Raw genomic sequence first — 24,665 nt, forward strand, 5'->3', positions numbered from 1 at the left:
GATTTGCTCTTGCGACCCTCCGCGGGTTACCTTTAGTTCACCGACGCGGGGTGGAGCAGCTCGGTAGCTCGCTGGGCTCATAACCCAGAGGTCGCAGGTTCAAATCCTGTCCCCGCTACTAGGGAAGGGCCCGGTTCTTCGGAACCGGGCCCTTCGGCGTTTATCGGTCGGACCGCATGGTGTCCGTAGCCGACCTAAGTCTGTATCTAGACTGAAAAGTCGCTACCTGCCGCAATCGCGCTGTGACAGTATCCGTGGGCGGATTCGACGGAGGAAGCCGTTGGCCCCGCATGACCTGTCGGTAGCGCGATTCGGGGGGGACGAGATGACGTCTACCATGCCCATGATTAGTAAGCGTCGTAGCGACTTATTCATGACGGAGGTCGGTGTACCAGCCGCGCGACGTGTCTGCCGTGTGTGGGTGAATGTTGACGAGGCCGGCGTCGACGAGCTCTTCACGCTGGCCGGTGCGCTCGGCTGGGGGTGCAGAGATCGAGGCTCGGCTCCGGGATCAATGGTCCGTCGGCGGATCGATGTGGAACTGCCGGTCGGCGGGTCTGTTTTCGGAGTCGCAGGGCGCGGCGCGCGTGAAGTCAATAACCGGCTTGAGGGCCGTCCCATGGGATACGAGATATCTAGATCCGAGGTGCTGCGGTCGCGACAGCCACTTAAGCCCGGGATACCGGCTTACAGGGTTCAGCAGGCCAACGACGTTCCGCGGCTGGAGAAGATTCGCCAGATGCTTGGAGCCGGGGACCTCGTGTTCGCTGCGGAAACGCCGATGAATGGCGCAGAACAGAGCCAGGGCGCAGAGGCCTTGGCGATGCAGCGCCGTAGAGACCGGTGGATCACGACCGTCGTCGGTGCGGTGCTCTTCGTCGTCGGTGTGATCGCGATGATCGTTCTGTTGGCTCGTGCACCGAGGTCGTCAGGGTTTGAGAAGGCACTTGTTCTGACCGTGATCGTGGCCGGGAGTCTTCCGGGCATCCGTCGGTTCCTACGGGGCGGTCAGCGGGCGAAGGTACTGCTAGTGGCTACCCCACTTGCCTTTCCGCTGATACTTCCGGCCACGATCGCGATGGGGAACGCCCGGGTCTCGAGCTACCTCGATCACTTCGGGCTGTCCCGCGACGATCTGGGGGTCGGAAGCGGACTGAGCTATTCGGCAGCGGCTCTGCCGGTCGCGGTCGCCGTGGCCCTGAGCTTGATGGTCATCGGGCTTTTCGGCTGGATCGCGTACCTGGTCGGCGACGATCGGTCCATTATGGCTGGCCTGATGGTGGGCATTTCCATCGTCGCCTATCTGTCGGCGTCAATCGATGCGGCGATTCGTCTCGGAGATCATGAAGGTGCCGCTGCAGTGGCCGCAGTTCGGGCGGGTCGTGCGATTCCCGGGCTGGAGGACTATCGGCCGGATTTCGCGTGTGTCACGCCTCTCAAGACGCCGATCTCCATCCGCGGGGCCATGCTTGCGACGGATCACCCGATCTACGTGTTCAGTTCCCCACACGCGGCGCTGGTCGTAACCTGGGATCCGCGTACAGGACAGCCGACTTGGGTCGCCCCAGCTGATGTCTCCGTTCTCATCGTCGGCACGACCGTTCTGACCTGTCCCGTTCGGTGACACGGCGTGAAGGTCCGGCCCACGTGGCCGGGCCCTTTTCCGCGTTCCGGCCGTAGATATCCTCCTGACCTGCTCAATCCCATCTTCGCGACGGACTATTCACTCAGGTTATACCTCTGGTGTATAGTCCTTTCTCGTGACCGTCCCACTGACCCTGCTGGGCCTGCTGGCCCGAGGCCAGCCGACCCATGGCTACGACCTCAAGCGCGACTACGACAGCCACTTCGCCAACGGCAAGCCGCTGCCCTACGGCCAGGTCTACTCGACCCTCGGGCGGCTGGCCCGGGACGGGAAGGTGGTCGGCGGGGAGGCCGAGCCCGGGGACGGGCCGGATCGCAAGCGCTACGCGATCACCGATCTCGGGCGTAGCGAGGTGATGGGGTGGCTGTCGCAGACCGTGGAGCCGGAGCCGCACTTGCAGACCGTGCTCTTCTCGAAGGTCGTGCTGGCGCTGATGCTGGGTGAGGACGCGGCCGGCTATCTGGACGCCCAGCGGGCCGCGCATCTGCGGCGGATGCGCGAACTCACCGAGATCAAGCGGACCGGGCAGACGGTCGACGCTCTGTTGGCCGACTACGGACTGTTCCACCTCGAAGCCGATCTGCGCTGGATCGAGCTGACCTCCGCCAGGCTGACCGCCCTGGCCCAAGTCGTGTCCGACGATCAGAAGCAACTGGGGGAAAGGCAATGAGCGAGTTCATCCTCGAGGCCAGGGACGTGCACCGCGCCTTCGGCCAGACGCAGGCGCTGCGCGGGGCGAGCGTCGCCGTGCGGCGCGGCGAGATCCTGTCGATCATGGGGCCGTCCGGTTCCGGGAAGTCGACCTTGTTGCACTGCCTGGCCGGTATCTACACGCCGAACCAGGGCGAGGTGTGGTTCGACGGCACGCGGGTCGACACGCTGGGCGAGACCAAGCGCACCGAGTTGCGGCGCGACGCCTTCGGGTTCGTGTTCCAGTTCGGCCAGCTGGTGCCGGAGCTGACCGCGCTGGACAACGTCGCGCTGCCGCTGCTGCTGGCCAAGCAGCCGCGCCGGCAGGCGTACGCGCAGGCCGCGCCGTGGCTGGAACGCCTCGGCCTGGAGGAGCACGGCGACCACCGCAGCGGCGAGCTGTCCGGCGGCCAGGCCCAGCGCGTGGCGCTGGCCCGGGCGCTGGTGCACAAGCCGCGGGTGCTGTTCGCCGACGAGCCCACCGGCGCGCTGGACACCCTCACCGGCGAGACCGTGATGAACCTGCTGGTCACCGCCGCCCGCGAGGAGGGGACCACGGTCGTGCTGGTCACCCACGACGTCCGGGTGGCCGCCTATGCCGACCGCGAGGTCGTCGTCCGCGACGGCCGGGCCGTCACCACGCCGAGCTCGGCGGTGGCCTGACCATGATCCGCATGGGGATGCGCCTGACGCTGCGCGGCGGCCGGGAAGCCGTGATCCGCTTGATCGTCACCACGCTCGCGGTGGCGGTCGGGGTCGCGGTGATGCTCGGGGTCTTCAGTCTGTTCAACGCCTATCAGAACACGACCACCCGGCAGTGCTGGGAGTGCTCGCCGACGACCATCCGCTCCGCGTCCGCTTCCGCCGGCGGGAGCGCGTCGTCGCAAGGACCGGGCCGCCCCGTCGGCCTGAACGCCGACGGCTCCGTCGACCTGGCCGCGGCGCAGCAAGCCGGCGCCAAGGAACTCTGGAACTTCTCCCAGGACTTCTACCAGGGCACCGAGCTGCGCCGCCTCGACCTGGCGGCCCTCACCGCCGACGCCCCTACCCTGCCCGGCATGCACACGGTGCCGGCCCCCGGGGAGTACTACGTCTCTCCGGCGCTCTCGCACCTGCTCGCCACCGTCCCGGCCGGCGAACTCGGCGACCGCTTCCCCGGCCACCAGGTCGGCATCATCCCCCGCGCCGCCCTCTACAGCCCGGATGAACTGGCCATCGTCATCGGCCACACCCCGCAGGAGTCGGCATCCCGCCCGGCGACCGAGCCGATCACCGCCATGTCGACGGCCAAGGAGGTGAAGGGCACCACCACCATCTACCGGTTCGCCTTCGCTTTCGGCACCGTCGCCCTGCTGCTCCCGATCATCATCATGGTCGGCACCGCCACCCGGCTGTCGGCGGCCCGCCGCGAGGAGCGGTACGCCGCGATGCGCCTGGTCGGCGCGACGCCGCGGCAGGTCGCGACGGTCGCCTCGGTCGAGTCGTCGGTCGGCGCGGCCTGCGGCGCGGTCCTGGGCATGCTCGGCTACCTGGCGCTGAGCTCACAGGTCGCGAAGGTGAACGTCACCGGCACCCGGTTCTTCCCCTCCGAAGTGTCTCCGGGCCTGCTGGGCTATCTCGGGGTCCTGGTCCTGGTGCCGGTCCTGGCCGCGTTCGCCGCGGTGCGCTCGCTGCGCCGGGTGCAGTACGACCCGCTGGCCGTCAGCCGCAAGGCCACCCCGAAGCCGCCGACCGTGAAGCGCCTGATCCCGCTGCTGCTCGGTGTGGCGCTCTTCGTGGTCGCCGTCAACATGCCGGCCAGCTCCAACGCGGACGGCGTGACCTATCCGTCGCTGATCCTCACCATGTGGGGTGTCGTGTTCGCCGGGCCCTGGGTCACCATGTGGTCCTCCCGGCTGCTGGCCCGCATCGGCGGCGGGGCCGCGACGATGCTGGCCGCCCGCCGCCTGGCCGACGATCCGCGGGCGACGTTCCGCACGGTCGCCGGCGTGACCGTCGCGGTGTTCGTCGGGACGGCGGTGGCCGGGGTCCTGCCCACCACGGTCGCGGCCGAGACCTCCGGGCCGCGCGCGCCGCTGACCGATGTGCTGCGCCTGCGCTACGACATGAGCGGAGAGGGGGAGAAGGACGGCCTCAGCCCCGACCAGGCCGCGGCCACATTGCACAACCTGCGGGCCATGCCCGGGGTGTCCGCGATTCCGATCTACGTCAGCGCCGCCGCCCCGGGCTGGACCCCGGACAGCGGCACTGCGCCGCCGCCCGGCTGGCAGCCGCCGCTGGATTACGTGAGCTGCTCCGAGGCCGCGGCCATCCCGGCGCTGGGCAGTTGCGCCCCCGGCCAGACCGTCTCGGTGATCGCCGCCGACGAGTTGTTCATCGACAACCCGCTGATGCTGCACCTGCCGGTGCTGGGCTACAGCGACATCGACCGGACCAGCGGAAGCGGTACCGCCGCGACCGTCCCGTCCGATACCGACCTCGGCAAGCTCCAGGTCACGACCTTGATGGTGGCCGCCTCGAATCCCGCGACTCTGGAACGCGCTCGCACCTATCTGGACATCCACGCCCCGGTCCTGATCGGCATGGGCAGCCCGGACCAGTGGTCCACCAACGCCGCCGGTCCGATGACCTTCGGCGAGGTGGCCTCGGTCCGTGACGAGCAGTACCGGGCCGCGCAGCAGATGATCATGTTCGTGGTCGGTCTGACCCTGTTCGTGGCCGGCTGCGGCATCGCCGTGGCCACCGCCGGCAGCCTCGTCGAGCGCAAGCGGCCGTTCACCCTGCTCCGGCTCTCCGGCACCCCGATGCGGACTTTGCGCCGCGTGGTGTTCCTGGAATCGGCGCTGCCGCTGTTCGCGGTGTCGGTCCTGGCCGGACTGTCCGCTTACGCGATGGCCGTGATCGCGGTGCGCTCGCTGGCCAAGGGCATCTCGATGTCCTTCCCGTTCGGCACCTATTCCGTCGCCGTGTTCGTCGTGGTCGTCGCCGCCCTCGGCGTGATCCTCGGCTCGATGACGCTGCTGAGCCGGATGACGCGCTCGGAATACGCGCGCTTCGAATAGCAGGCGAACGCAGGGCGGCCGGGGCGGACATCTAGTTCGCTCCGGCCGCTCCGCTGTTATCTTCAAGCACGGGTTTTTCAACATGGGGGAGTCAAACACCATGCACATCGGCATAAAGGGCATATCCACAGCTGTACTTACCGCGGCGGTTCTGACGACGGCCGCCTGCAGCAGTTCGGGCTCGATCAGTGCGTCCTCCGGGGGTTCCAGCGGACCGGGCAGTGTCTTCGGCAAGACGTCGTCCGCTCCGACCGGGGCGCAGTCCGGGGCGCCGAGCAGTGTCTCCACCGGTGCGTCCGGCGGCGCTCCGAGCAGCGCTGCCACCGGTGGCTCGGGCGGCACTCTGACGACAGACCAGATCAAGCAGATCCTGCTGACCGACAAGGACGCCCCGGGTTACACCTACGACGCCTCGGCGGACAGCGCGACGACCACCGACACATCCGCCGTCGTGACGGCCGGAGGTGCCGCCTGCCAGACGTTCGTCGACGCCCAGAACGGCCTGACCACGAAGTACGGCACGACCGCCGAGGTCGACCGCGAACTGAAGAAGACCGCCGAGGGCCACGTCATCGAGGACTCGACGATGGCGTTCCCCTCGCCGGACAAGGCCGCCGCGGTGATCACGGACCTGACCGCGAGCCTGGCGAATTGCAAGAGCCTGACCACGAACCAGTCGGGTTCCACGGCCACCATGCAGCTCTCCCCGATCCCGCAACTGATCAAGGACGGTCAGGTCGGCTACGTCGACACCCTCACCATCAGCGGCAAGCCCGTGCTGATGGCCGCCGACGTCGTCCATGTCGGCACCGGGCTCTCCCTGGTCGCCCTGATCGGCCCGATGACGAGCGACAACACGATCCTGCAGCAGATGGGCTCCACCCTCAGCCATCTGTCCGACCTGCAGGTCGGGCGCCTGAAGACCGCGCAGGGCATCAGCTGACAGCTGAGCTCGCTGTGAGCCCGCGCTAGTCGCTTGCCGCCGGCGGTAGCCTTCCAACAGAAGTGCTACCGCCACGGACGTAGCGAGGCGAAGCGTATGAGCCGCATCATGCCGTTGGTGGCCTTGACCGTCTCAGCGCTGCTCGTCGGCTGCTCGTCGGCGAGTGACAAGGGCAAGTCGCAGGCGTCGGAGACATCCACCACCGTCACCACGACAGCCGCGACCGCGACGCCGACTTCCGCGGCGACAAGTCAGCCGTCTGCGTCTGCGACGTCGCCGCTGGCCGGGCTGGCGCTCGCGATCTCCGACCTGCCCTACGGTTGGGCGTCGTCCCCGCCGTCCACGGACAGCTCGGTCACTGCGCCCTGCTCCGCGATCACCGCGGACGCCACCGCTCACCTGCCGAACCAGGCCGAGGTGGACTTCCAACAGTCCGAGGACGGGCCGTTCCTCCAGGAGATCCTGGCCGGCGGATCGGCTCAGCAGACACAGGCCGCGTGGGCGGCGGTGCAGAAGGCGCCGAGCTTGTGCGTCGAGCCGACGCGATTGGCCACGACGCCGTTCCAGTCCTACGGCGACGCGAGCTACGCGCTGGCACTGACCGCCACCAGGGCGGGCGTGGCCTACGGCGGCGATGTCGTGGTCATCCGCAAGGGCCAGACGTTCGCCGAGGTGGTCGTGTTCGGCGTCGGGGGCGTCCAGCCGGCGCTCGTCCAGCAGGTGGCGGCGAAGGCAGTGGGCAAGCTCGGTTCGTAGGAAGCGCTTCTCCCGACGAGGCGGGCGTCGTCATCCAAGGTAAACAGAAATCAAGATTGTGAACAGCTTCAAACAAGTAGCGATTGTGCCTTCTGCCAGGACTATCAAGGCCTGCGGTCCGCAACGGAGCCGACACATTGACGGGTCCGTGCCCTGAACCGTGCCGAAATCAATCCAGATCGATCTGCGCCGATCTTCGAGAAGTGATCGCAAGCCACGTTCTCCAGACCCGCCGTCGGCGATGAACGCCGCGAGGTGGCGCTCGGCGGTGGCCGAGCGCCGTTGCGGGCCGGACCCGTCCCGCCGCCGCGCGCGGTCAAGTCCTTGGCGGCTCCGCGCGATGGACCTTCACAGATCGCGGCTGATCGTCAAGGTGGAGACCCCGATTCCTTTGGTCAGGCCACTGACGCGCACCCCGCGGGCCCGATGGATCTTCCTCAAGATCAGAGCAGGTCGTTGAGGTTGGCATCAGCGGTGTCGCACCTGCCGGTTGCAACTGGGTAACGGATGGCTTCCGGACTGTTACGGGATCTTGACACTGCGGGTTCGGCCGAGTGGGATGTGCGACACCTGTTCGTTCATGTTCGATCCTGGTGGCATTCTCACTCGGCAGGGAGACCCTCATATGACTTCCCCTCGGATTCCCCAAAACTTCGAGCGGCCCTTCACGCGTCGAGGCCTTTTCAAGGGGATGGGCGCGGCCGCGGCGTTCGCGACGGTGCCGGGCGCTTTGGCTGCTTGTTCCTCGAGTTCGAGTTCGAAATCCACTGGCAACTCCGGCTCGGCCACCGCCCCGGTGACGTTCGGATCCAACTATTCCGACGCCAGCCCGAAGGCGGCGTTCGCGGCACTGTGTGCGGCGGCCACGGCGGCCGGCGGCCCGAAGGTGACCATCAACACGGTCGACCACAACACGTTCCAGACCAACATCACCAGCTATCTGCAAGGCACCCCGGACGACCTGTTCACCTGGTTCGCCGGCTACCGCATGCAGTACTTCGCGGCGCAGGGCCTGGCGCTGCCCCTGGACGACGTCTGGGCGAAGATCGGCGGCAACTTCAGCGCCCCGGTGAAGACCCTGTCCACCGGCCTGGACGGCCACCAGTACTTCGTGCCGATCTACAACTACCCGTGGGTGGTCTTCTACAACAAGAGCCACTTCGCCGAGAAGGGCTACACCGTCCCGACCACCTGGGACGACTTCATCACGCTGTGCAAGAAGATGAAGTCCGACGGCATCGTCCCGCTGGCCTTCGCCGACAAGGACGGCTGGCCCGCGCTGGGCACGTTCGACATCCTCAACATGCGGATCAACGGGTACGACTACCACCAGAAGCTGATGAAGCACCAGGTGCCGTGGACCGACGCCGGCGTCAAGGCGGTCTTCGACCAGTGGGCCGAGCTGATGCCGTACATGCAGACCGGCGCCAACGGCCGCATCTGGCAGGACGCTGCGAAGACGCTGGAGCAGAAGCAGGCCGGCATGATGTTCCAGGGCACCAACCAGGTCGCCGCGCAGTACGTCTCGGACAACGCGAAACTGGACGACCTGGACTTCTTCCAGTACCCGGCGATCAACCCGACGTACGGCCAGGACTACATGGACGCCCCGACCGACGGCTTCATGATCAGTAAGAAGGCGAAGAACGCGGCCGGCGCCAAGGCGATCCTGGAGTACATAGGCACCGCGGCCGCCGAGACGACGTTCCTGAAGACCGACCAGTGGGACGTGGGCGTCGCCACCGGACTGCAGGCGCCGTCCTACGACGCCATCCAGACGAAGTCGGTCACGACGATCGCCGGCTGCAAGGCCGTGTCGCAGTTCATGGACCGGGACGCCGACCCGGCGATGGCCACCGCGATGATCTCGATCATCCAGAAGTTCATCGACGACCCGAGCACCGGCAACATCGCCGGCCTGCAGAACAGCGCCGAGCAGCAGGCGAAGGCGATCTACACGTCATGACCGACCACGAACTCGACCCGGCGACGGCCGGGGCGCCCCGCGCGCCCCGACGCCGTCGCCGGGTGGGCAGGCTCAGCGGCCGGGACAAGGCCGTGGTGGCCGTCCTGCTGGGCCTGCCCATCCTCCTCGACCTCGCGTTCATCTGGGGCCCGGCGTTGGGCACCATCGGCTTGTCGTTCACGAAATGGAACGGCGTGGGCAGCCTGTCCACGAAGGCCTGCCTGCCGAACGTCCCCTCGATCCTGAGCAACGGATGTCTGTACGGCGTCCAGAACTACCACCAGGCCCTCACCATCTACCCCGAGTTCTGGCCTGCGGTCCGGCACAACCTGATCTGGCTGGCGGTGTTCGTCTTCTTCGCGACTCCGCTGGGCATGTTCTTCGCCGTCCTCATCGACCGCGGCATCAAGGGCAGCCGGATGTATCAGAGCATCCTGTTCCTGCCGGTGATGCTGTCGCTGGCGCTGGTCGGCATCATCTGGGAGTTCATGTACTCCCAGAACTACGGCCTGATCAACACCGTCATCGGCCACAACCACAACGGCAACGCCATCGACTGGCTGGGCAACCCGAAACTGAACCTGTGGGCGGTGCTCGTCGAGGCCACCTGGCGGCAGGCCGGTTATGTGATGGTGCTCTATCTGGCCGGCCTCAAGGCGGTGGACCCACAGCTGCGCGAGGCGGCGCTGATGGACGGCACCAACGCCTGGCAGACCTTCTGGAAAGTGGTCTTCCCGGTGATGCGGCCCATCAACATCGTCGTCATGGTGGTGACGGTCATCGAATCGTTGCGGGCCTTCGATCTGGTCTACATCACCAACAAGGGCATCAACGGCCTGGAGCTGCTGTCGGTCCTGGTCACCTCCAACATCGTCGGGGAGACACAGCGGGTCGGCTTCGGGTCGGCGCTCGGCGTGGTTCTGCTGGTCATCTCCCTCGTGCCGATCTGCACGTTCCTGTACCTCACGTTCCGCCGCGAGAGCCAACCCAAGGGCGCCCGATGACTGCACAGACCATTCAGGGGACGGCCCCCCGCGCCTCGGCCGGGGGGAGCAAGAAGCCGCTGCGCTGGGGACAGATCGCCTCGCAGGTGTTCCTGATCTGCGCGTGCGTGCTGTGGCTGCTGCCGATCGTCTTCGCGCTGTACGTGGCGCTCCGCCCGTACTCGGACACCCAGAAGTACGGCTACGTGTCGTTGCCGCACCACCTGACGCTGAAGAACTTCAGCGACGCGTGGAGCCAGTCGGACATGGTGCACTACTTCTGGAACTCGGTCCTGATCACCGTGCCCTCGGTGATCATCGTCCTGGCGCTCGCCTCCGGCCTCGCGTTCGTCCTCACCCGGGTGAACGTCAAGATCAACGTGGCCCTGCTGATCGTGTTCACGGCCGGGAACCTGCTGCCCCAGCAGGTCATCATCACCCCGCTGTACCGGCTCTTCCTGCAGATCCACGTGCCGACGTTCCTGGCCGGCAGCGGGCTGCTGTACAACTCGATCCTCGGCCTGGTCGTCATCAACGTCTCGTTCCAGCTCGGCTTCTGCACCTTCGTGCTGAGCAACTACATGAAGTCGATCCCCGACGAGATGTACGAGGCCGCGTTGGTGGACGGAGCGGGTCTGTGGACCCGGTTCCAGAAGCTGACCCTCCCGCTGTGCCGCCCCGCGCTGGCGGCCCTGGCGACGCTGTTGACGACCTGGATCTACAACGACTTCTTCTGGGCCATCACCTTGATGTCCTCGGGCGACAAGCGACCCATCACCTCCGCGCTGGCCAACCTGCAGGGTCAGTTCGTGAGCAACCAGAACCTGATCGCCGCGGCCGCGATGATCGTGGCGGTTCCGACACTGGTCGTGTACGTGCTGTTGCAGAAGCAGTTCATCGCCGGACTGTCGCTGGGGAGCAGCAAGGGCTGAGTTCGAAGGCCGGGTCGGCTGCCCGCACATCGCGACGCCTCTTGCGGGAAGCAGGGTTTTGTCGTGTACTCCACGTTGGTCGGTTCTGAGCGGTCCTGATGGCTTTCGATGGCTTCGTACCCCCGCAAAGGGCACGCGAGGCGAGGGGACGGGAGGGGCGGATGCTGGCAGCGCAACGCCAAGCGTGGATCCTGCAGGAGGTCCGGCACCACGGTGCCGTGCGGGTCACGGACCTGGTCGCGGCGTTGCGGGTGTCCGACATGACGGTCCGCCGGGATCTGGACTCGCTGGCCGATCAGGGCCTGGTCACCAAGGTGCACGGCGGCGCCACGGCCCGCGGCGGCGGTTCCACCGACGAGCCGGCGTTCAGCGTGAAGGCCGCGCGGCAACGGCGGGCCAAGGAGGCGATCGCCCGGGCCGCCGCCGATCTGGTGCGGCCGGGGACGGCGATCGGGGTGTCGGCCGGTTCCACGACGTACGCCTTCGCGCAGCAGCTGGCCCGGGTGCCGGATCTGACCGTGGTGACCAACTCGCCGCCGGTCGCCGATCTGCTGCACGCGCTGCCCGGCCCGGCCCAGACGGTGATCCTCACCGGCGGCGTGCGCACCATCTCCGACGCGCTGGTCGGCCCGGTGGCGATCCAGGCGATCCGCCGGCTGCACCTGGACTGCGTGTTCATCGGGGTGCACGGCATCGACGCCGAGGCCGGGTTCACCAGCCCGAACCTGATGGAGGCCGAGACCAACCGCACGCTGGTCTCCACGGCCCGGCGGCTGGTGGTGATGGCCGACCACACGAAGTGGGGGGTCGTGGGGCTCTCGGAGATCGCCGCCCTGCACGAGGCGTCGGTCCTGGTGAGCGATGACGGACTGGGCTCCGGGGCGCGGCAGGTGCTGCGCGAGACGGTGGGGGAGTTGATCGTCGTCCCCGTTGAAGGAACGGGGGCGAATGAGGAAGAAGAGTAGGGAGGCACCATGCGTCATCAGGCCCCGCGCAGTCGACAGTTGCGCGCTGCCTTCGCAGCGCTCGCCCTCGTGGCCGGGACGATGTTCGGCGTCGCGGTATCGGCACCGGCGCACGCGCTCGGCAACGGTCTGGCCCTGACTCCACCGATGGGCTGGAACGACTGGAACTCCTTCGGGTGCAACGTCTCGGAGAGCCTGGTCGAACAGACGGCGGACCTCATCGTCTCGTCCGGTATGAAGGACGCCGGATATCAGTATGTGAACATCGACGACTGTTGGATGTCCGCCAGCCGGGACGCCAACGGCAACCTGGTCCCGGACCCGGCGAAGTTCCCCGACGGGATCTCGGGGACCGCCGCCTATGTGCACAGCAAGGGCCTCAAGCTCGGGATCTACGAGAGCGCCGGCACCGCGACCTGCGCCGGGTACCCCGGGAGCCTGAACCACGAGCAGGCCGACGCGAACTCGTTCGCGGCCTGGGGTGTGGACTACCTCAAGTACGACAACTGCAACAACCAGGGGATCCCGGCCCAGACCCGCTACACGGCGATGCGCGACGCACTGGCGAACACCGGCCGGCCGATCGTGTTCAGCCTGTGCAACTGGGGTCAGGAGTCGGTGTGGACCTGGGGCGGCGGGGTCGGCAACCTGTGGCGCACCACCGGTGACATCAGCTCCAACTTCAGCAGCATGCTGTCCAACTTCCACAACACGGTCGGGCTCGCGTCCTACGCCGGACCCGGCGGCTGGAACGACCCGGACATGCTCGAGGTGGGCAACGGGATGTCCTTCGACGAGGACCGCTCGGAGATGTCGCTGTGGGCGGCGATGGCCGCGCCGCTGATCTCCGGGACCGACCTGCGCAGCGCGACCCCGGCGACCTTGTCGCTGTACACGAACAAGGACGTGATCGCGGTCGACCAGGACTCGCTCGGCAAGGCCGGGACCGAGATCGCGTCGTCCGGCGGGGACGACGTGATGGCCAAGCCGCTGGCCAACGGCGATGTAGCGGTCGTGCTGTTCAACGAGAACGACTCGGCGCAGACCATCTCGACGTCCGCCTCGGCGATCGGGATCGCGTCGGCGTCCTCGTACACGCTGGACAACCTGTGGTCGAAGGAGCTCAGCTCGACCACGGGAGCGATCAGCGCCTCGGTTCCGGCCCACGGCTCGGTGATGTACCGGGTGTCGCCGGGGAACGGGAGCAGCATCGGGAGCACACACGAGCTGGTCGGCACGTCGTCCGGTCGCTGCCTGGACGTCCCGAACAACTCCACGACCACCGGCACGCAGCTGGACATCTGGGACTGCAACGCCGGTGCGAACCAGGAGTACACCCTGACCGCGGCCGGGGAACTGCGGGTCTACAACGGCAGCCTCTGCCTGGACGCGGACAACCAGGGGACGACAGCCGGGACCAAGGCCATCACCTGGACCTGTAACGGCCAGAGCAACCAACAGTGGACCCTGAACGCGGACGGAACGATCACCGGGGCGCAGTCCGGGCTGTGCCTGGACGTGACCGGCGGGAACGTGGCGTCCGGGAACGTCAACGGGACCCCGATGGAGATCTGGGGCTGCAACGGCGGCGCGAACCAGCGGTGGAGCCTGGGGTAGCGCCGGGCGCGTGAGCGCCTGACCGTTCTCATCGCCGGGCCCATCCGGTTGCGGACGGCATCAAGGCATCCGATCATCGCCTCATGATGCCGACCTCGGAACTGGTGGACCCGGCGGTGCGCGCCTTCATCGACGCGCTGAACGCCAACGACCCGGCGGCCGTGCGCGCCGCCATGATCGAGAACGCGACGATGACCGACGACGGCACGCCGCGGCAGCTCGGGGACTGGCTGCAACGCGAGGCCTTCGACACGCACGGCCGGATGGACGTCACACAGCAGTCGCCGGACGGCCATGACCTGCTGGTCGACTACACGAACGACCAGTGGGGCACCATGGCCACCCGCTGGCACTTCGAGGTGCGGGACCACCGGGTCGCGCACTTCGACACCGGCCAGGCCCCAGCGGCGTCCTAGCCGGTGGGCATGGCTGCCCCCGCCATGATCCGCCCCGGGTATGTGGCGGCGACCGACATGGGAAGCGCCATGCGCGCTCTCTAGCGTGATCGGGTATGACGCCTTCTATGGACGCTGCCGTCGCTTCTGTCGCCCCGTTGGACCTGTCCGGACGCACCGCTCTGGTCACCGGCGCCGCCGGCGGCATCGGCCTGGCCTGCGCCGAGCGGCTGGCCGCGGCCGGCGCCAAGGTGGTGGTCGCCGACATCAGCGCCGACGGCGCGCACGCCGCCGCCGAGCGGATCGGCGGCGAGGCGCTGGTCGCCGACCTGAGCGACCTGGACCAGGCCTCGGCGCTGCCGCACCGGGTCGGCGGGGTGGACGTGCTGGTGAACAACGCCGGACTGCAATACGTGGCCCCGCTTCACGAGTTCCCGGTCGAGCGCTTCTCGCTGATCCTGCGGCTGATGCTGGAGGCGCCGTTCCGGCTGATCCGCGAATCGCTGCCGCACATGTACGAGCGCGGCTGGGGCCGGATCGTGAACATCTCCTCGGCGCACGGCCTGCGGGCCTCGGAGTTCAAGGCCGCCTATGTGACCGCCAAGCACGGCCTGGAGGGGCTGTCGAAGGTCGCGGCGCTGGAGGGCGCCCCGTACGGCGTCACCTCGAACTGCGTGAACCCCGCCTACGTGCGCACCCCGTTGGTCGAGCACCAGATCGCCGACCAGGCCGCCGCACACGGCATCCCGGAGGACGAGGTGGTGGCGAAGGTGATGCTGGAGCGCTCGGCGGTCAAGCGCCTGATCGAGCCCGCCGAGGTGGCCGAGCTGGTGGCGTACCTGTGTTCCCCGGCCGCCGCCTCGATCTCCGGCGCCTCGATGGCGATGGACGGCGGATGGACAGCGCGGTGAGGCGCGCGTGATGCTGGGCGCCATGTCCGCGCTCGCCACCCCCTCGGTGTTCCTCGACCTGCTGGCCCGCGACGCCGCCGCCATCGAGTACGACGGCCCGGTGGTGGCCGCCCGGGTCGCCGGCGCGGGCGCCGAGGAGCTGGCGGGACTGGAGACGGCCAAACGAGTGGCGCTCGAAGTCCGCGCGACCCTGGCCCGCTCCCGCCGCCGCGAAGCCGAGCTGGTGGCGCTCTTCGAGACCGCCGGCGACTTGGCCGCCCTGCGCGACCTCGACGCGGTCCTGAAGGCGATCGTCACCCGGGCCCACACCCTGATCGGCGCGGACGTCACCTACCTGACCCTGGACGATCCGGACCGCGGCGACACCTACATGCGGGTGACGCACGGCTCGGTCTCCGCCCGCTTCCAGTCGCTGCGGCTGGAGATGGGCACCGGACTCGGCGGCCTGGTCGCGCAGACGGCGAAGCCGTACGTCACCTCGGACTATCCGCACGACTCCCGCTTCCGCCACACGAACGAGATCGACCAGGGCGTCGGCGAGGAGGGGCTGATCGCCATCCTCGGCGTCCCGCTGGTGTTGGGCAGCCGGGTGATCGGCGTGCTGTTCGCGGCCAACCGTACGGCGCGCCCCTTCGCCCGCCACGAGATCACGCTGCTCGGCTCGCTGGCCGCGCACGCCGCGGTCGCGATCGACAACGCGCGCCTGCTGCAGAAGACCCGTGACGCGCTGAGCGAGCTGCGCTCGGCGAACGAGCTGGTGCGGGCGCACAGCGAGGCGGTCGAGCGGGCGGCGGCGGTGCACGACAAGCTGGCGGACCTGGTGCTGCGCGGCGGGGATGTGGAGGGGATCGCGGGGGTGGTCGCCGAGGCGCTGGGTGGCGGGTTGGCGGTGGTGGACGCGGATGGGATGGTGACGGCGGTCGCGGGAGACGCTGTCGGAATCGGTGCCGCGCCCGGCGGCCAGGGTGCTGCGGGTGCGGGTGCGGGTGCGGGTGCCGGTGCCGGTGTCGGAGCCGGTGCCAGGTCTGGGGCCGGAACCGGCACCAGCGCTGGAGCTGGTAGCGAAGCCGAGGTCGCGATCGATGTCATCGCCGGGGTCGGGAGATCGCATCAAGGCTCGGCCACCCTGCTGAACGGCGCGCCCGACCTGATCACTCTCTCCGCGGCGACCGGCCATGCCGTGCGCTCCGGGGACCTGGTCGTCGCGGCTGTCGCCGCAGCCGCGGAACCCCTCGGGGCACTGGTCCTCCGCGCCCCTGACTCGTTCAGCGACGTCGACCAGCGCATCCTCGAACGCGCAGCCCTCGTCGTCGCCCTCCACCTCCTCATGCGCCGCTCCGAGGCCGAGGCGGCCGAGCGTCTCGGCGGCGACCTGCTCGACGACCTCCTCGCCGTCCCGGTGCGCCACACCTCCACGCTCGCCGAGCGTGCCAGGCGCGTCGGCGTCGACCTGGACCGCCCGCACATCGTCGTGGCCGCCGACGCCGCACCCGCCGACCGTCCGCGCGCGCACTTCGCCGCCGGCCGATTCGCCAAGTCTGAAGGCGGCCTCGCCGGTGCCCACGAGGGCCGCATCGTCCTCCTGCTTCCCGGCGACGATCCCTCCAGCGCCGCGCAACGCGTCCTGAGCGCGCTTCGCGCCGGCCTCGGGAACCCGCTGACCGTCGGCGCCGGCGGCCCGAAAGCGGGTGTCGCGGCCTATGCCGACGCGCATGCCGAAGCAGTCCGCTGCCTCAGCGCCCTGCATGCCCTCGGCCGGGACGGCTGCGCCGCCGCACCCTCCGACCTCGGCTTCCTGGCGCTGGTCCTCGGCGGTGGCGATCCCGGCGACGTGGTGCGCGACGCGCTCGGCCCGCTCATCGACTACGACGCCAAGCGGGGCACCGACCTGCTCGGCACCGTCGAGCAGTACTTCGCGTGCGGCCGGAGCCTCGGCCGGACCGGCGAGGCGCTGCACATCCATGTCAACACCGTGACCCAGCGTCTGGACCGCACCGCGCGGCTGCTCGGCGGCGACTGGCAGGAGCCCGGCCGCAGCCTGGAGATCCAGCTGGCGCTCCAGATCCGGCGTGTCATGGGGTTGTGAGGCATATCCGAGCACGATCTTGTGGCGTCTGAAGCCATTTCGAAGGGGGCGGCCCGCTCATAGCGTCCATGCCCATGGACAAGACAGCTCCGACCCCGTCCCGAGCGGTGGCCGACATCCCCACGGGCGCCACGCTCGCCGTGGGCGGCTTCGGCCTCTGCGGCATCCCCAGTGCCCTGATATCCGCCCTTCTTGACCAGGGCACCACCGGGCTCTCCGTCGTCTCCAACAACTGCGGCGTGGACGACTGGGGTCTGGGCCTGCTCCTGGGTGCGGGCCGCATCGCCAAGATGACCAGCTCCTATGTCGGCGAGAACAAGGAGTTCGCGCGTCAGTACCTGGCCGGTGAGCTTGAGGTCGAGCTCCTCCCGCAGGGCACGCTCGCCGAGAGCCTGCGTGCCGGGGGCCTGGGCATCCCCGCGTACTACACCCCGGCCGGCGTCGGCACATCCGTCGCCGAGGGCAAGGAGACCCGGGTCATCGACGGCCGCGAATACCTGCTGGAGCACGCCATCACCGTCGACTTCGCGCTGGTCCGCGCCGCGAAGGGGGACCGTCACGGCAACCTGGTCTTCCACGCCTCGGCCCGCAACTTCAACCCGGTCGTGGCGATGGCCGGCCGGGTGACCGTCGCCGAGGTCGAAGAGCTCGTCGAGCCCGGCGCTCTGGACCCCGACGAGATCCACCTGCCCGGCGTGTTCGTGCAGCGCGTGGTCGAGGCGCCGCCGGACCAGCGCGAGAAGCGCATCGAGAAGCGGACCATCACTGAGAACGGAGCAGCCTGACATGCCCTTGACCCGAGACCAGCTGGCGGCCCGTGCGGCCCGCGAACTCCGCGACGGCTCCTACGTCAACCTCGGCATCGGCCTGCCGACCCTGATCCCCGGCCACCTCCCGCCCGGTGTCGAAGTGGTGCTGCAATCGGAGAACGGCATCCTCGGCCTCGGCCCCTACCCGGCGCCGGACGCCGTCGACCCCGATCTCGTCAACGCGGGCAAGGAGACCGTCACCGTCCGCCCCGGGTCGAGCTTCTTCGACTCGGCGACGTCCTTCGGCATGATCCGCGGCGGCCACATCGACACCGCGGTGCTCGGCGCGATGCAGGTCGCGGCGTCCGGGGACCTGGCGAACTGGACTGTGCCCGGCAAGCTGGTGAAGGGCATGGGCGGCGCGATGGACCTGGTGCACGGCGCGCGGCGGGTGCTGGTCGTCATGGAGCACGTTGCGAAGGACGGCTCCCCGAAGCTGCTCCGGGAATGCACGCTTCCCCTGACCGGCAAGGGCGTCGTCGACCGCGTCATCACCGACCTCGCGGTGCTCGACGTGACCCCGAACGGGTTCCGGCTGGTCGAGCTGGCGCCGGGGGTGGGCGTCGAGGAGGTGATGGCCAACACCGGAGCACCCCTCGATGTGGCGGCGGCCCACATTTCGGGGCCCGTAACGCGGACTTAACGTTCCGGCCATGCATTCCACCAGCATCCTGCGCAGATACAGCGCGGTCGCCGTTGCCGCCGCGTCGATCGCGGCGCTCGCCGCGTGCGGCAGTCCGAGCAAGGCGGCCGGCGGTTCCTCCGGCGGCGGCACCCCGGGCGGGTCAGCCGGCTCCGGCGCGCCGATCAAGGTCGGGCTCGTCTACTCCGAGACCGGGCCGCTCGCCGACTACGGCAAGGACTACTACCAGGGCTTCCTGGCCGGCCTCGACTACGCCACGCACGGCACCGACGCCGTGAACGGCCACAAGATCGAGGTGACGCAGCGCGACGACGCCGGCGATCCGACCAAGGCGGTCAGCGCCGCCAAGGACCTGATCGGCCAGGGCTACCGCATCCTGGCCGGCTCCACGGCCTCCGGCGTCGCGCTCCAGGTGGCGCCGCTGGCCGCGCAGAACAAGGTGCTGTTCATCTCCGGCCCGGCCGCGACCGACGACATCACCGGCCTGAACAAGTACACGTTCCGGTCGGGCCGCGAGACGTATCAGGACATCGCCACGGCGGCGAGCTTCCTCGGCGACCTGACGGACAAGCACGTCACCGTGTTGGCCCAGGACGACGCCTTCGGCCAGGCGAACGTCGAGGCGGTGAAGGCCGTCCTCGGCGCGAAGGGGGCCAAGGTGGACTCGGTGCTCGCGCCGGAGAGCGCCAACGACCTGACCCCCTTCGCCACCCAGGCCAAGAACGCCAAGCCGGACCTGCTGTTCGTGGCCTGGGCCGGCACCACGGCCTCGGCGCTGTGGACCGCGCTGTCCCAGCAGGGCGTGCTGGACGCCACGACCACCGTCACCGGCCTGGACGTCCGCGCCTCCTACCCGATCTTCGCCGCGACCGGCGGCAAGGTGTCCTTCCTGGCGCACTACGTCCCCGGCGGCACCAGCAACGACGCGGCCAAGGCGATGGACGCGTACCTGACCGCGCACGGCGAGCAGTCCGACCTGTTCAGCCCGGACGGCTTCACCGCCGCGCAGATGGTGGTGCACGCCGCCGCGAGTGGCGACAGTGACGTCGACGCCATGGTGAAGAACCTGGAGGGCTGGAGCTTCGACGGCGTCAAGGGCGCCTACACGATCCGCGCCTCCGACCACGCGCTCCTGCAACCGATGTTCCAGGCCAAGCTGAGCGGCACCACCCCGACCGTGGTGAAGACGCTGGACCCGAACGACGTCGCGCCGCCGGCCAAGAGCTTCCCGGCGAGCTGATGATGGCCGACGGACTCACCTCCGGTACCGCGGTGCCCGGCGGCCATGCGCTCGGCGGCCATGCGCCCGGCGGCCATGCGCCCGGCGGCCACGCCCCCGAAGTGCTTGCCCCCGAAGTGCTTGCGCCTGAAGTGCTTGCCCTGACCGGCCTGTCCTGGTCGGTCGGCGGCTCGGCGATCCTGTCCGGCGTGGACCTCGCGGTCGGCGAGGGCGAGTTCGTCGCCGTGATCGGTCCCAACGGCGCCGGCAAGACCTCGCTGTTCAACCTGATCAGCGGCCTGACCCGGGCCACCGCCGGCCGTATCGTGCTCGACGGCGCCGACATCACCACCGAGGCGCCGCACAAGCGCGCTCGCCGTGGCGTCGGCCGGACTTTCCAGTCCTCCAGCGTGTTCCCGACTATGACCGTCGCAGAGCATGTGGCTTTGGCACAGCAGGTCGCGGCTAAGCGGCGCGGCCGCACGCTCGCCACGGATGCCCTGGAACACGTCCGACTGGCTGAGAAGTCAGAAGTCCACGCTTGCGATCTCTCCCATGGCGACAAGCGCAAGCTCGAACTCGCGATGCTCCTGGCCTCCGGCGCCGAACGCCTGTTGCTCCTGGACGAGCCGATGGCCGGCGTCGCGTCCGGCGACGTCCCCGAACTGGTCGACGTCATCCGCGCTCTGCACCAAGACGAACATCGCACAATCCTGATGGTCGAGCACCACATGGAGGTCCTGCTCGGCCTCGCCGACCGGGTCGCGGTGCTGCACCACGGCGCGCTGCTCGCGATCGACACGCCGGAGCGCGTGATGGCCGACGAGCGGGTCCAGGAGGCATACGTGGGGGACTCGCTGTGATCCTCGAACTCGACGACGTCCACGTCACCCTCGGCGGCTCGCACATCCTGCAAGGCGTCTCGTTCTCGGTGGCGCCGATCGGCGTGACCGCGCTGCTGGGCCGCAACGGCGTCGGCAAGACGACGACCGTCAAGGCGATCCTCGGCCTGGTCCGGCGTACCGGCCGCATCGACTTCGGCGGCGATCCGGTGCACCGGCTGCGCACCCACGAGATCGTGCGCCGCGGCATCGGCTACGCCCCCGAAGACCGCTGCGTCTTCGCGAAGCTGACGGTCACCGAGAACCTGGCGCTGGCCGAGCGGCGCGGCTCAGCGCACGCATACGACCTGGTCTACGAGCTCTTCCCGGAGCTGAAGGCCCGCAGCGCCCAAGCCGTCGGCACGTTGTCCGGCGGCCAGCAGCAGATGGTCGCGATCGCCCGCACGCTCCTCAACGACAACCGGCTGATCGTGGTCGACGAACCGACGAAGGGCCTGGCCCCGAAGGTGGTGACCGAAGTGGCGGAGGTGCTGGAACGGGCCGCCGAGCGCGTGCCGATGCTGCTGGTCGAGCAGAACCTGGCGCTGGTGCGCAGGCTCGCCGGCGACGGCGTGGTGCTGGCGGCGGGGCAGGTGGTGCATCGCGGGCCGGTGCGGGAGTTGCTGGCGGACGCGGCGCTGACCAGGGAACTGCTCGGCGTCGGCCAGGCGCGCGGCGAAAGCGTGACTCCGCCTACACGCCCCGCCCCATCCGGGGGATCAATCCACCCTCTTGCCATTGTCAAGGATCGTCAACCGCCAGACGAAGTGTCGCCGCCGGAGTCCACCCGATCGGACGCGCCATGAGCACCCTCGTCCTCCTCACCCTCACCGGCCTCGGCTTGGGCGCGCTCTACTTCCTCATCGCCAGCGGCCTGTCGCTCATCTTCGGCCTGATGGACGTCCTCAACTTCGCCCACGGCGCCCTCGTCACCGCCGGCGCCTACGCGGCTTGGCGCCTCACCGGGCACCTCCCGTTCGCCGTCGCGATAGCGGCCGCCATCGCCACCGGCGCGGCGCTCGCCGCCCTCATCGAAACCGTCCTCATCAGGCCCCTGTACTCCCGCCCCAAAGACCAGATCCTGGTCACGGTCGGTCTCGGCCTCGCGCTCCCGGCCCTGGTCCAGGGGATCTGGGGCGCCGACGCCCGCCAACTCCAGGCGCCCAAGCAGCTCGCCGGGACCGTCAGCCTGCTCGGCGCGAGGGTCCCCACCGACCGCTTCGTCCTCATCGCCGCCGCGATCGTCGTGCTCGCCGCGCTCAAGCTGTTCCTGTCCCGGACCCGCTACGGCCTGGTCGTCCGGGCCGGGGTCGAGGACCGCGCCATGGTCACCGCGCTCGGCATCGACGTGCGCAAGGCCTTCACCCTCGTCTTCGCGATCGGCGGCGCGCTGGCCGGGCTGGCCGGGGCGCTGGGCGGGGTCTACTTCGGCAGCGTCTCGCCGGATCAGGGCACCTCGTTGCTGGTGTTCGGGTTCGTGGTCGTGGTGATCGGCGGGATGGGGCGCACCGACGGGGTCGCGCTGGCCGCGGCGGCCGTCGGGCTGATCCAGCAGTTCACCAACTACTACGCCGCCTCCGGCCTCGGCGACTTCGCCGCGGTCGCGATCCTCGCCGTCGTGCTGCTCGCCCGCGGCAACCGGGACGGGGTCCGGCGGCTCATCCGGAGGGCCGCGTGAAGCGCCACGTCAAGAACCTGATCCCGGTCGCGGTTCTCGCGGTCCTGCTCAGCCTGCCCTACTCGACGCTGCGTATCCCCGGCGTCTTCGACGGCGCCGTCAACACCCCCGGCTCGCTGCAACTCCTCGCGCTGTGCCTGCTGTTCGCGGGCCTGGCCATCGGCTACGACCTGCTGTTCGGCCGGCTCGGCCTGATGTCGTTCGGGCACGCGCTCTACGTCGCGCTCGGCGCGTACAGCGCGGAGTTGGCGATGAAGAACCTGCACCTGCCGCTGGTGCTCGCCGCGCTGCTGGCGACGGCGATCGGCGCGGCGGTCAGCACCCTGCTCGGCGCGGTGTCGCTGAAAGGCGTCGGAAAGCTGGGCACCGAAAATCTTGGGACCGTCGGGTTCGCCATGGTCACCCTGGCGTTCGCGCAAGCCGGGTCCATCCTGGTCGGCCGCGATCCGAAGACCACCGGCGGCGAGGAGGGGCTGCCGCTGAGCACTGAGAAGGTGCCCGCGGCGTTCGTCGGCGTGGTCAACACCGTGAATCTCTACTGGCTGGCGCTGGCGTACCTGGTCCTGGTCTGCGCCGTCGTGTGGTGGCTGACCGACAGCCGGGTCGGCCGGGCCTGGCAGGCGATCCGGGACAATGAGCGGCGGGCCGAGGTGCTGGGCCTGAATCCGTTCCGCTACCAGCTCGGCGCCTTCGTGCTGGCCGGGACGCTGGGCGCGGTCGGCGGCGTGGTGCACCTGCTGGTCACCGCCGGGGCCACGCCCGAGACCACGACTACCGACTTCACCCTCGCGCTGCTGGTCATGGTGGTGCTCGGCGGGTCCGGGACGCGGTGGGGGCCGGTCCTCGGCGGCGTGCTCTACACACTGCTGGACCACCGGCTCGGCGCCGTGGCCACCTCGGATTCGGTCGCCGGGCTGCCGGCCGTGCTGCGGGTGCCGCTCTCGCAGCCGCTGGTGCTGCTCGGCGTGCTGTTCGTGCTCGTGGTCTACGCGGTGCCCGGCGGCCTGGCGGCGCTCCCGAGCCGACTCCGAGGCCGGCGTCCCCCGACCCGGCCCGGGCTACGCGGCCGAGGTCCCCGAGGACAGCGAGGCGAACAGCACCGGCTCGGCGTGGTCGAGGGCGAAGCGCACGGCGCCCATCCCGACCGCGTCGCCTCCGAGCTCTGACACCCGCACGTCCGGCGGGTACAGGCAGACCTCGCCGAGCAGGGCCCGGATCGGCTCGGTGAGGCGTTCGCCGGTCTGGGCCAGGCTGCCGCCGATCACCACCAGATCCGGGTCCAGCGGGGTCACCAGGCTGATCAGGCCCTCGGCCAGGGCCCGGGCGAACGCGTCGAAGGCCAGGGTGGCCTTGTGGTCGCCGGCGTCGGCGCGCTCCATCGCGAACAGCGCGGCCTGCAACGGGGCCCGCAGCTCGCTTGGATCGACCGCCATCGCGTAGTCCATGACGTACCCGAACGCCGCCCACCGGCCGTTCGGATGGCCGCCGAGCTCGCCGGCCGCGGCGTGCGAGCCGCGGTAGGGCACCCCGTTCAACAGCAGACCCAGGCCGATACGCCGGCCGGTGTGCAGGTAGAGCACGTTGTCGTGGTCGGACGCGGCGCCGCGCCAGTGCTCGGCCAGGACCGCCAGCCGCATGTCGTTCTCGACGACGACCGGGACCGGCAGCCGCGCGGCCAGCTCGTGCTGCAACTCCACCCCCGACCAGTCGGTCAGCGCCACGCTCTTCAGCACCCGGCCTTCGTTGTCGATCACGCCGGTGGTGCCGACACCGACCGTGGCCAGCCGGCTCAGCGGCACGTCGGCCGCCCCGGCGGCCCGCTCCAGCACCCGCTGTACGGCCGTCAGGCGCTGGCCGGCCGGCAACTCCGGGCTCAGATGCTCCACGGCCCGGCCCACCACGTCGCCGTCCAGGTCGGCGACCATCGCGGTGACCCCGGACCCGCCGATCGCGACCCCCGCGACGTGCGCCGCCGCCGCGCGGAAGGTGTAGCGCCGGGCCGGCCGGCCGCGCTGGCCGTCGGCCACCGCCTCGGCCTCCACCACCCAGCCGTGGCGCAGCAGCGAGTCCATGATGACCTCGGTGGTGGCCCGGGACAGCTGCGCGGTCCGGGCGACCTCCGCCAGGGTCGGGGTCCCGGTCTCGCGCAGCGCGCGCAGCACCGCCACCTCGTTCAGGCTCCGCAGAAAGCTGCCGTCGCCGCTGGTCCGTCGCATGGCGGCCATCTTAGGCACGCGGACCCGGATCGCGCGCCTAATTAAAACGACCGCTGGCATAAAGATGACCGATTCATCCTGGTTCCAGATCACGGCCCGGTCTCGGAACGGGTACTTTTTCGCGTCTCGTGCGCGAGCGTGCTCGATTAATACTGGTCTCAAGCAAAAACGGCGGCTAGTGTCCCGGGTCACGGGAGGCCCCGCCTCCCGACCCTCACCCTTATCAGCCCTCTGACAGGCAGCGATGCCGTTCACGGCTTACGAAAAC

22 protein-coding genes and 1 tRNA gene are annotated in these 24,665 nt (G+C 69.4%); 22 read left to right on the plus strand and 1 reads right to left on the minus strand.

Going from position 1 to position 24,665, the window contains the following annotated elements; all coding sequences use genetic code 11:
- Positions 1-44 precede the first annotated feature (44 nt).
- From KGQ19_RS02870 to KGQ19_RS02975, 22 genes are all read left to right on the plus strand, one after another.
- Positions 45-118 (plus strand) — tRNA-Met (locus KGQ19_RS02870).
- Positions 119-421: 303 nt separating this feature from the next.
- Positions 422-1,624: a hypothetical protein gene (locus tag KGQ19_RS02875; protein WP_212007454.1), complete on the plus strand. Its 1,203-nt coding sequence runs from the start codon at positions 422-424 to the stop codon at positions 1,622-1,624.
- A gap of 136 nt (positions 1,625-1,760) precedes the next feature.
- The gene (locus KGQ19_RS02880; protein WP_212007455.1) at positions 1,761-2,315 is read left to right on the plus strand and encodes a PadR family transcriptional regulator; all 555 of its coding nucleotides are present in this window, start codon (positions 1,761-1,763) and stop codon (positions 2,313-2,315) included.
- Entirely contained in the window at positions 2,312-2,998 is a 687-nt protein-coding gene (locus KGQ19_RS02885) for an ABC transporter ATP-binding protein (protein ID WP_212007456.1), read from the plus strand. The genes KGQ19_RS02880 and KGQ19_RS02885 overlap by 4 nt, the downstream gene beginning before the upstream one ends.
- Before the next feature lie 11 nt (positions 2,999-3,009).
- Positions 3,010-5,397: an FtsX-like permease family protein gene (locus KGQ19_RS02890; protein ID WP_212007457.1), complete on the plus strand. Its 2,388-nt coding sequence runs from the start codon at positions 3,010-3,012 to the stop codon at positions 5,395-5,397.
- A 100-nt stretch (positions 5,398-5,497) separates the two neighbouring features.
- Positions 5,498-6,340, plus strand: coding sequence for a sensor domain-containing protein (locus KGQ19_RS02895; protein WP_212007458.1), 843 nt, complete (start codon positions 5,498-5,500; stop codon positions 6,338-6,340).
- A 96-nt stretch (positions 6,341-6,436) separates the two neighbouring features.
- Positions 6,437-7,096 carry a hypothetical protein gene (locus tag KGQ19_RS02900; protein ID WP_212007459.1) on the plus strand — a complete coding sequence of 220 codons (660 nt, stop codon included), beginning with the start codon at positions 6,437-6,439 and terminating at the stop codon, positions 7,094-7,096.
- A 625-nt stretch (positions 7,097-7,721) separates the two neighbouring features.
- Positions 7,722-9,062: an ABC transporter substrate-binding protein gene (locus KGQ19_RS02905; protein ID WP_212007460.1), complete on the plus strand. Its 1,341-nt coding sequence runs from the start codon at positions 7,722-7,724 to the stop codon at positions 9,060-9,062.
- Positions 9,059-10,066, plus strand: coding sequence for a carbohydrate ABC transporter permease (locus KGQ19_RS02910; protein ID WP_212007461.1), 1,008 nt, complete (start codon positions 9,059-9,061; stop codon positions 10,064-10,066). The genes KGQ19_RS02905 and KGQ19_RS02910 overlap by 4 nt, the downstream gene beginning before the upstream one ends.
- Positions 10,063-10,977, plus strand: coding sequence for a carbohydrate ABC transporter permease (locus KGQ19_RS02915; protein WP_212007462.1), 915 nt, complete (start codon positions 10,063-10,065; stop codon positions 10,975-10,977). The genes KGQ19_RS02910 and KGQ19_RS02915 overlap by 4 nt, the downstream gene beginning before the upstream one ends.
- Before the next feature lie 161 nt (positions 10,978-11,138).
- The gene (locus KGQ19_RS02920; RefSeq protein ID WP_212007463.1) at positions 11,139-11,942 is read left to right on the plus strand and encodes a DeoR/GlpR family DNA-binding transcription regulator; all 804 of its coding nucleotides are present in this window, start codon (positions 11,139-11,141) and stop codon (positions 11,940-11,942) included.
- A 9-nt stretch (positions 11,943-11,951) separates the two neighbouring features.
- Positions 11,952-13,559 carry a glycoside hydrolase family 27 protein gene (locus KGQ19_RS02925; RefSeq protein ID WP_212007464.1) on the plus strand — a complete coding sequence of 536 codons (1,608 nt, stop codon included), beginning with the start codon at positions 11,952-11,954 and terminating at the stop codon, positions 13,557-13,559.
- An 83-nt stretch (positions 13,560-13,642) separates the two neighbouring features.
- Positions 13,643-13,975 (plus strand): nuclear transport factor 2 family protein, encoded by a 333-nt coding sequence (locus KGQ19_RS02930; protein WP_212007465.1) that lies wholly within the window; start codon positions 13,643-13,645, stop codon positions 13,973-13,975.
- 107 nt (positions 13,976-14,082) lie between these two features.
- A complete protein-coding gene (locus KGQ19_RS02935; RefSeq protein WP_212007466.1) occupies positions 14,083-14,865 on the plus strand; it encodes a 3-hydroxybutyrate dehydrogenase in 783 nt (260 codons plus the stop codon).
- A gap of 22 nt (positions 14,866-14,887) precedes the next feature.
- Positions 14,888-16,951 (plus strand): helix-turn-helix domain-containing protein, encoded by a 2,064-nt coding sequence (locus tag KGQ19_RS02940; protein WP_230418110.1) that lies wholly within the window; start codon positions 14,888-14,890, stop codon positions 16,949-16,951.
- A gap of 74 nt (positions 16,952-17,025) precedes the next feature.
- Complete coding sequence (locus KGQ19_RS02945; protein WP_212007468.1) at positions 17,026-17,736, plus strand: CoA transferase subunit A; 711 nt, start codon at positions 17,026-17,028, stop codon at positions 17,734-17,736.
- Between the two features lies 1 nt (position 17,737).
- Positions 17,738-18,403, plus strand: a complete 666-nt coding sequence (locus tag KGQ19_RS02950; protein ID WP_212007469.1) for a CoA transferase subunit B — start codon at positions 17,738-17,740, stop codon at positions 18,401-18,403.
- A gap of 10 nt (positions 18,404-18,413) precedes the next feature.
- Positions 18,414-19,643, plus strand: a complete 1,230-nt coding sequence (locus tag KGQ19_RS02955) for a substrate-binding domain-containing protein (protein ID WP_212007470.1) — start codon at positions 18,414-18,416, stop codon at positions 19,641-19,643.
- Positions 19,643-20,485, plus strand: coding sequence for an ABC transporter ATP-binding protein (locus KGQ19_RS02960; RefSeq protein WP_230418111.1), 843 nt, complete (start codon positions 19,643-19,645; stop codon positions 20,483-20,485). Before KGQ19_RS02955 ends, KGQ19_RS02960 begins: the two co-directional genes overlap by 1 nt.
- Positions 20,482-21,309: an ABC transporter ATP-binding protein gene (locus tag KGQ19_RS02965; protein WP_212007471.1), complete on the plus strand. Its 828-nt coding sequence runs from the start codon at positions 20,482-20,484 to the stop codon at positions 21,307-21,309. The genes KGQ19_RS02960 and KGQ19_RS02965 overlap by 4 nt, the downstream gene beginning before the upstream one ends.
- Positions 21,306-22,181, plus strand: a complete 876-nt coding sequence (locus tag KGQ19_RS02970; RefSeq protein WP_212007472.1) for a branched-chain amino acid ABC transporter permease — start codon at positions 21,306-21,308, stop codon at positions 22,179-22,181. The genes KGQ19_RS02965 and KGQ19_RS02970 overlap by 4 nt, the downstream gene beginning before the upstream one ends.
- Positions 22,178-23,347 carry a branched-chain amino acid ABC transporter permease gene (locus KGQ19_RS02975; RefSeq protein ID WP_212007473.1) on the plus strand — a complete coding sequence of 390 codons (1,170 nt, stop codon included), beginning with the start codon at positions 22,178-22,180 and terminating at the stop codon, positions 23,345-23,347. The genes KGQ19_RS02970 and KGQ19_RS02975 overlap by 4 nt, the downstream gene beginning before the upstream one ends.
- Here KGQ19_RS02975 and KGQ19_RS02980 read toward each other — a convergent pair.
- Entirely contained in the window at positions 23,240-24,397 is a 1,158-nt protein-coding gene (locus KGQ19_RS02980; RefSeq protein ID WP_212007474.1) for an ROK family transcriptional regulator, read from the minus strand. The genes KGQ19_RS02975 and KGQ19_RS02980 overlap by 108 nt on opposite strands.
- Between the last annotated feature and the right edge of the window lie 268 nt (positions 24,398-24,665).

The sequence above is a fragment of the Catenulispora pinistramenti genome (assembly GCF_018274385.1).
GTDB classification, from domain to species: Bacteria; Actinomycetota; Actinomycetes; order Streptomycetales; family Catenulisporaceae; genus Catenulispora; species Catenulispora pinistramenti.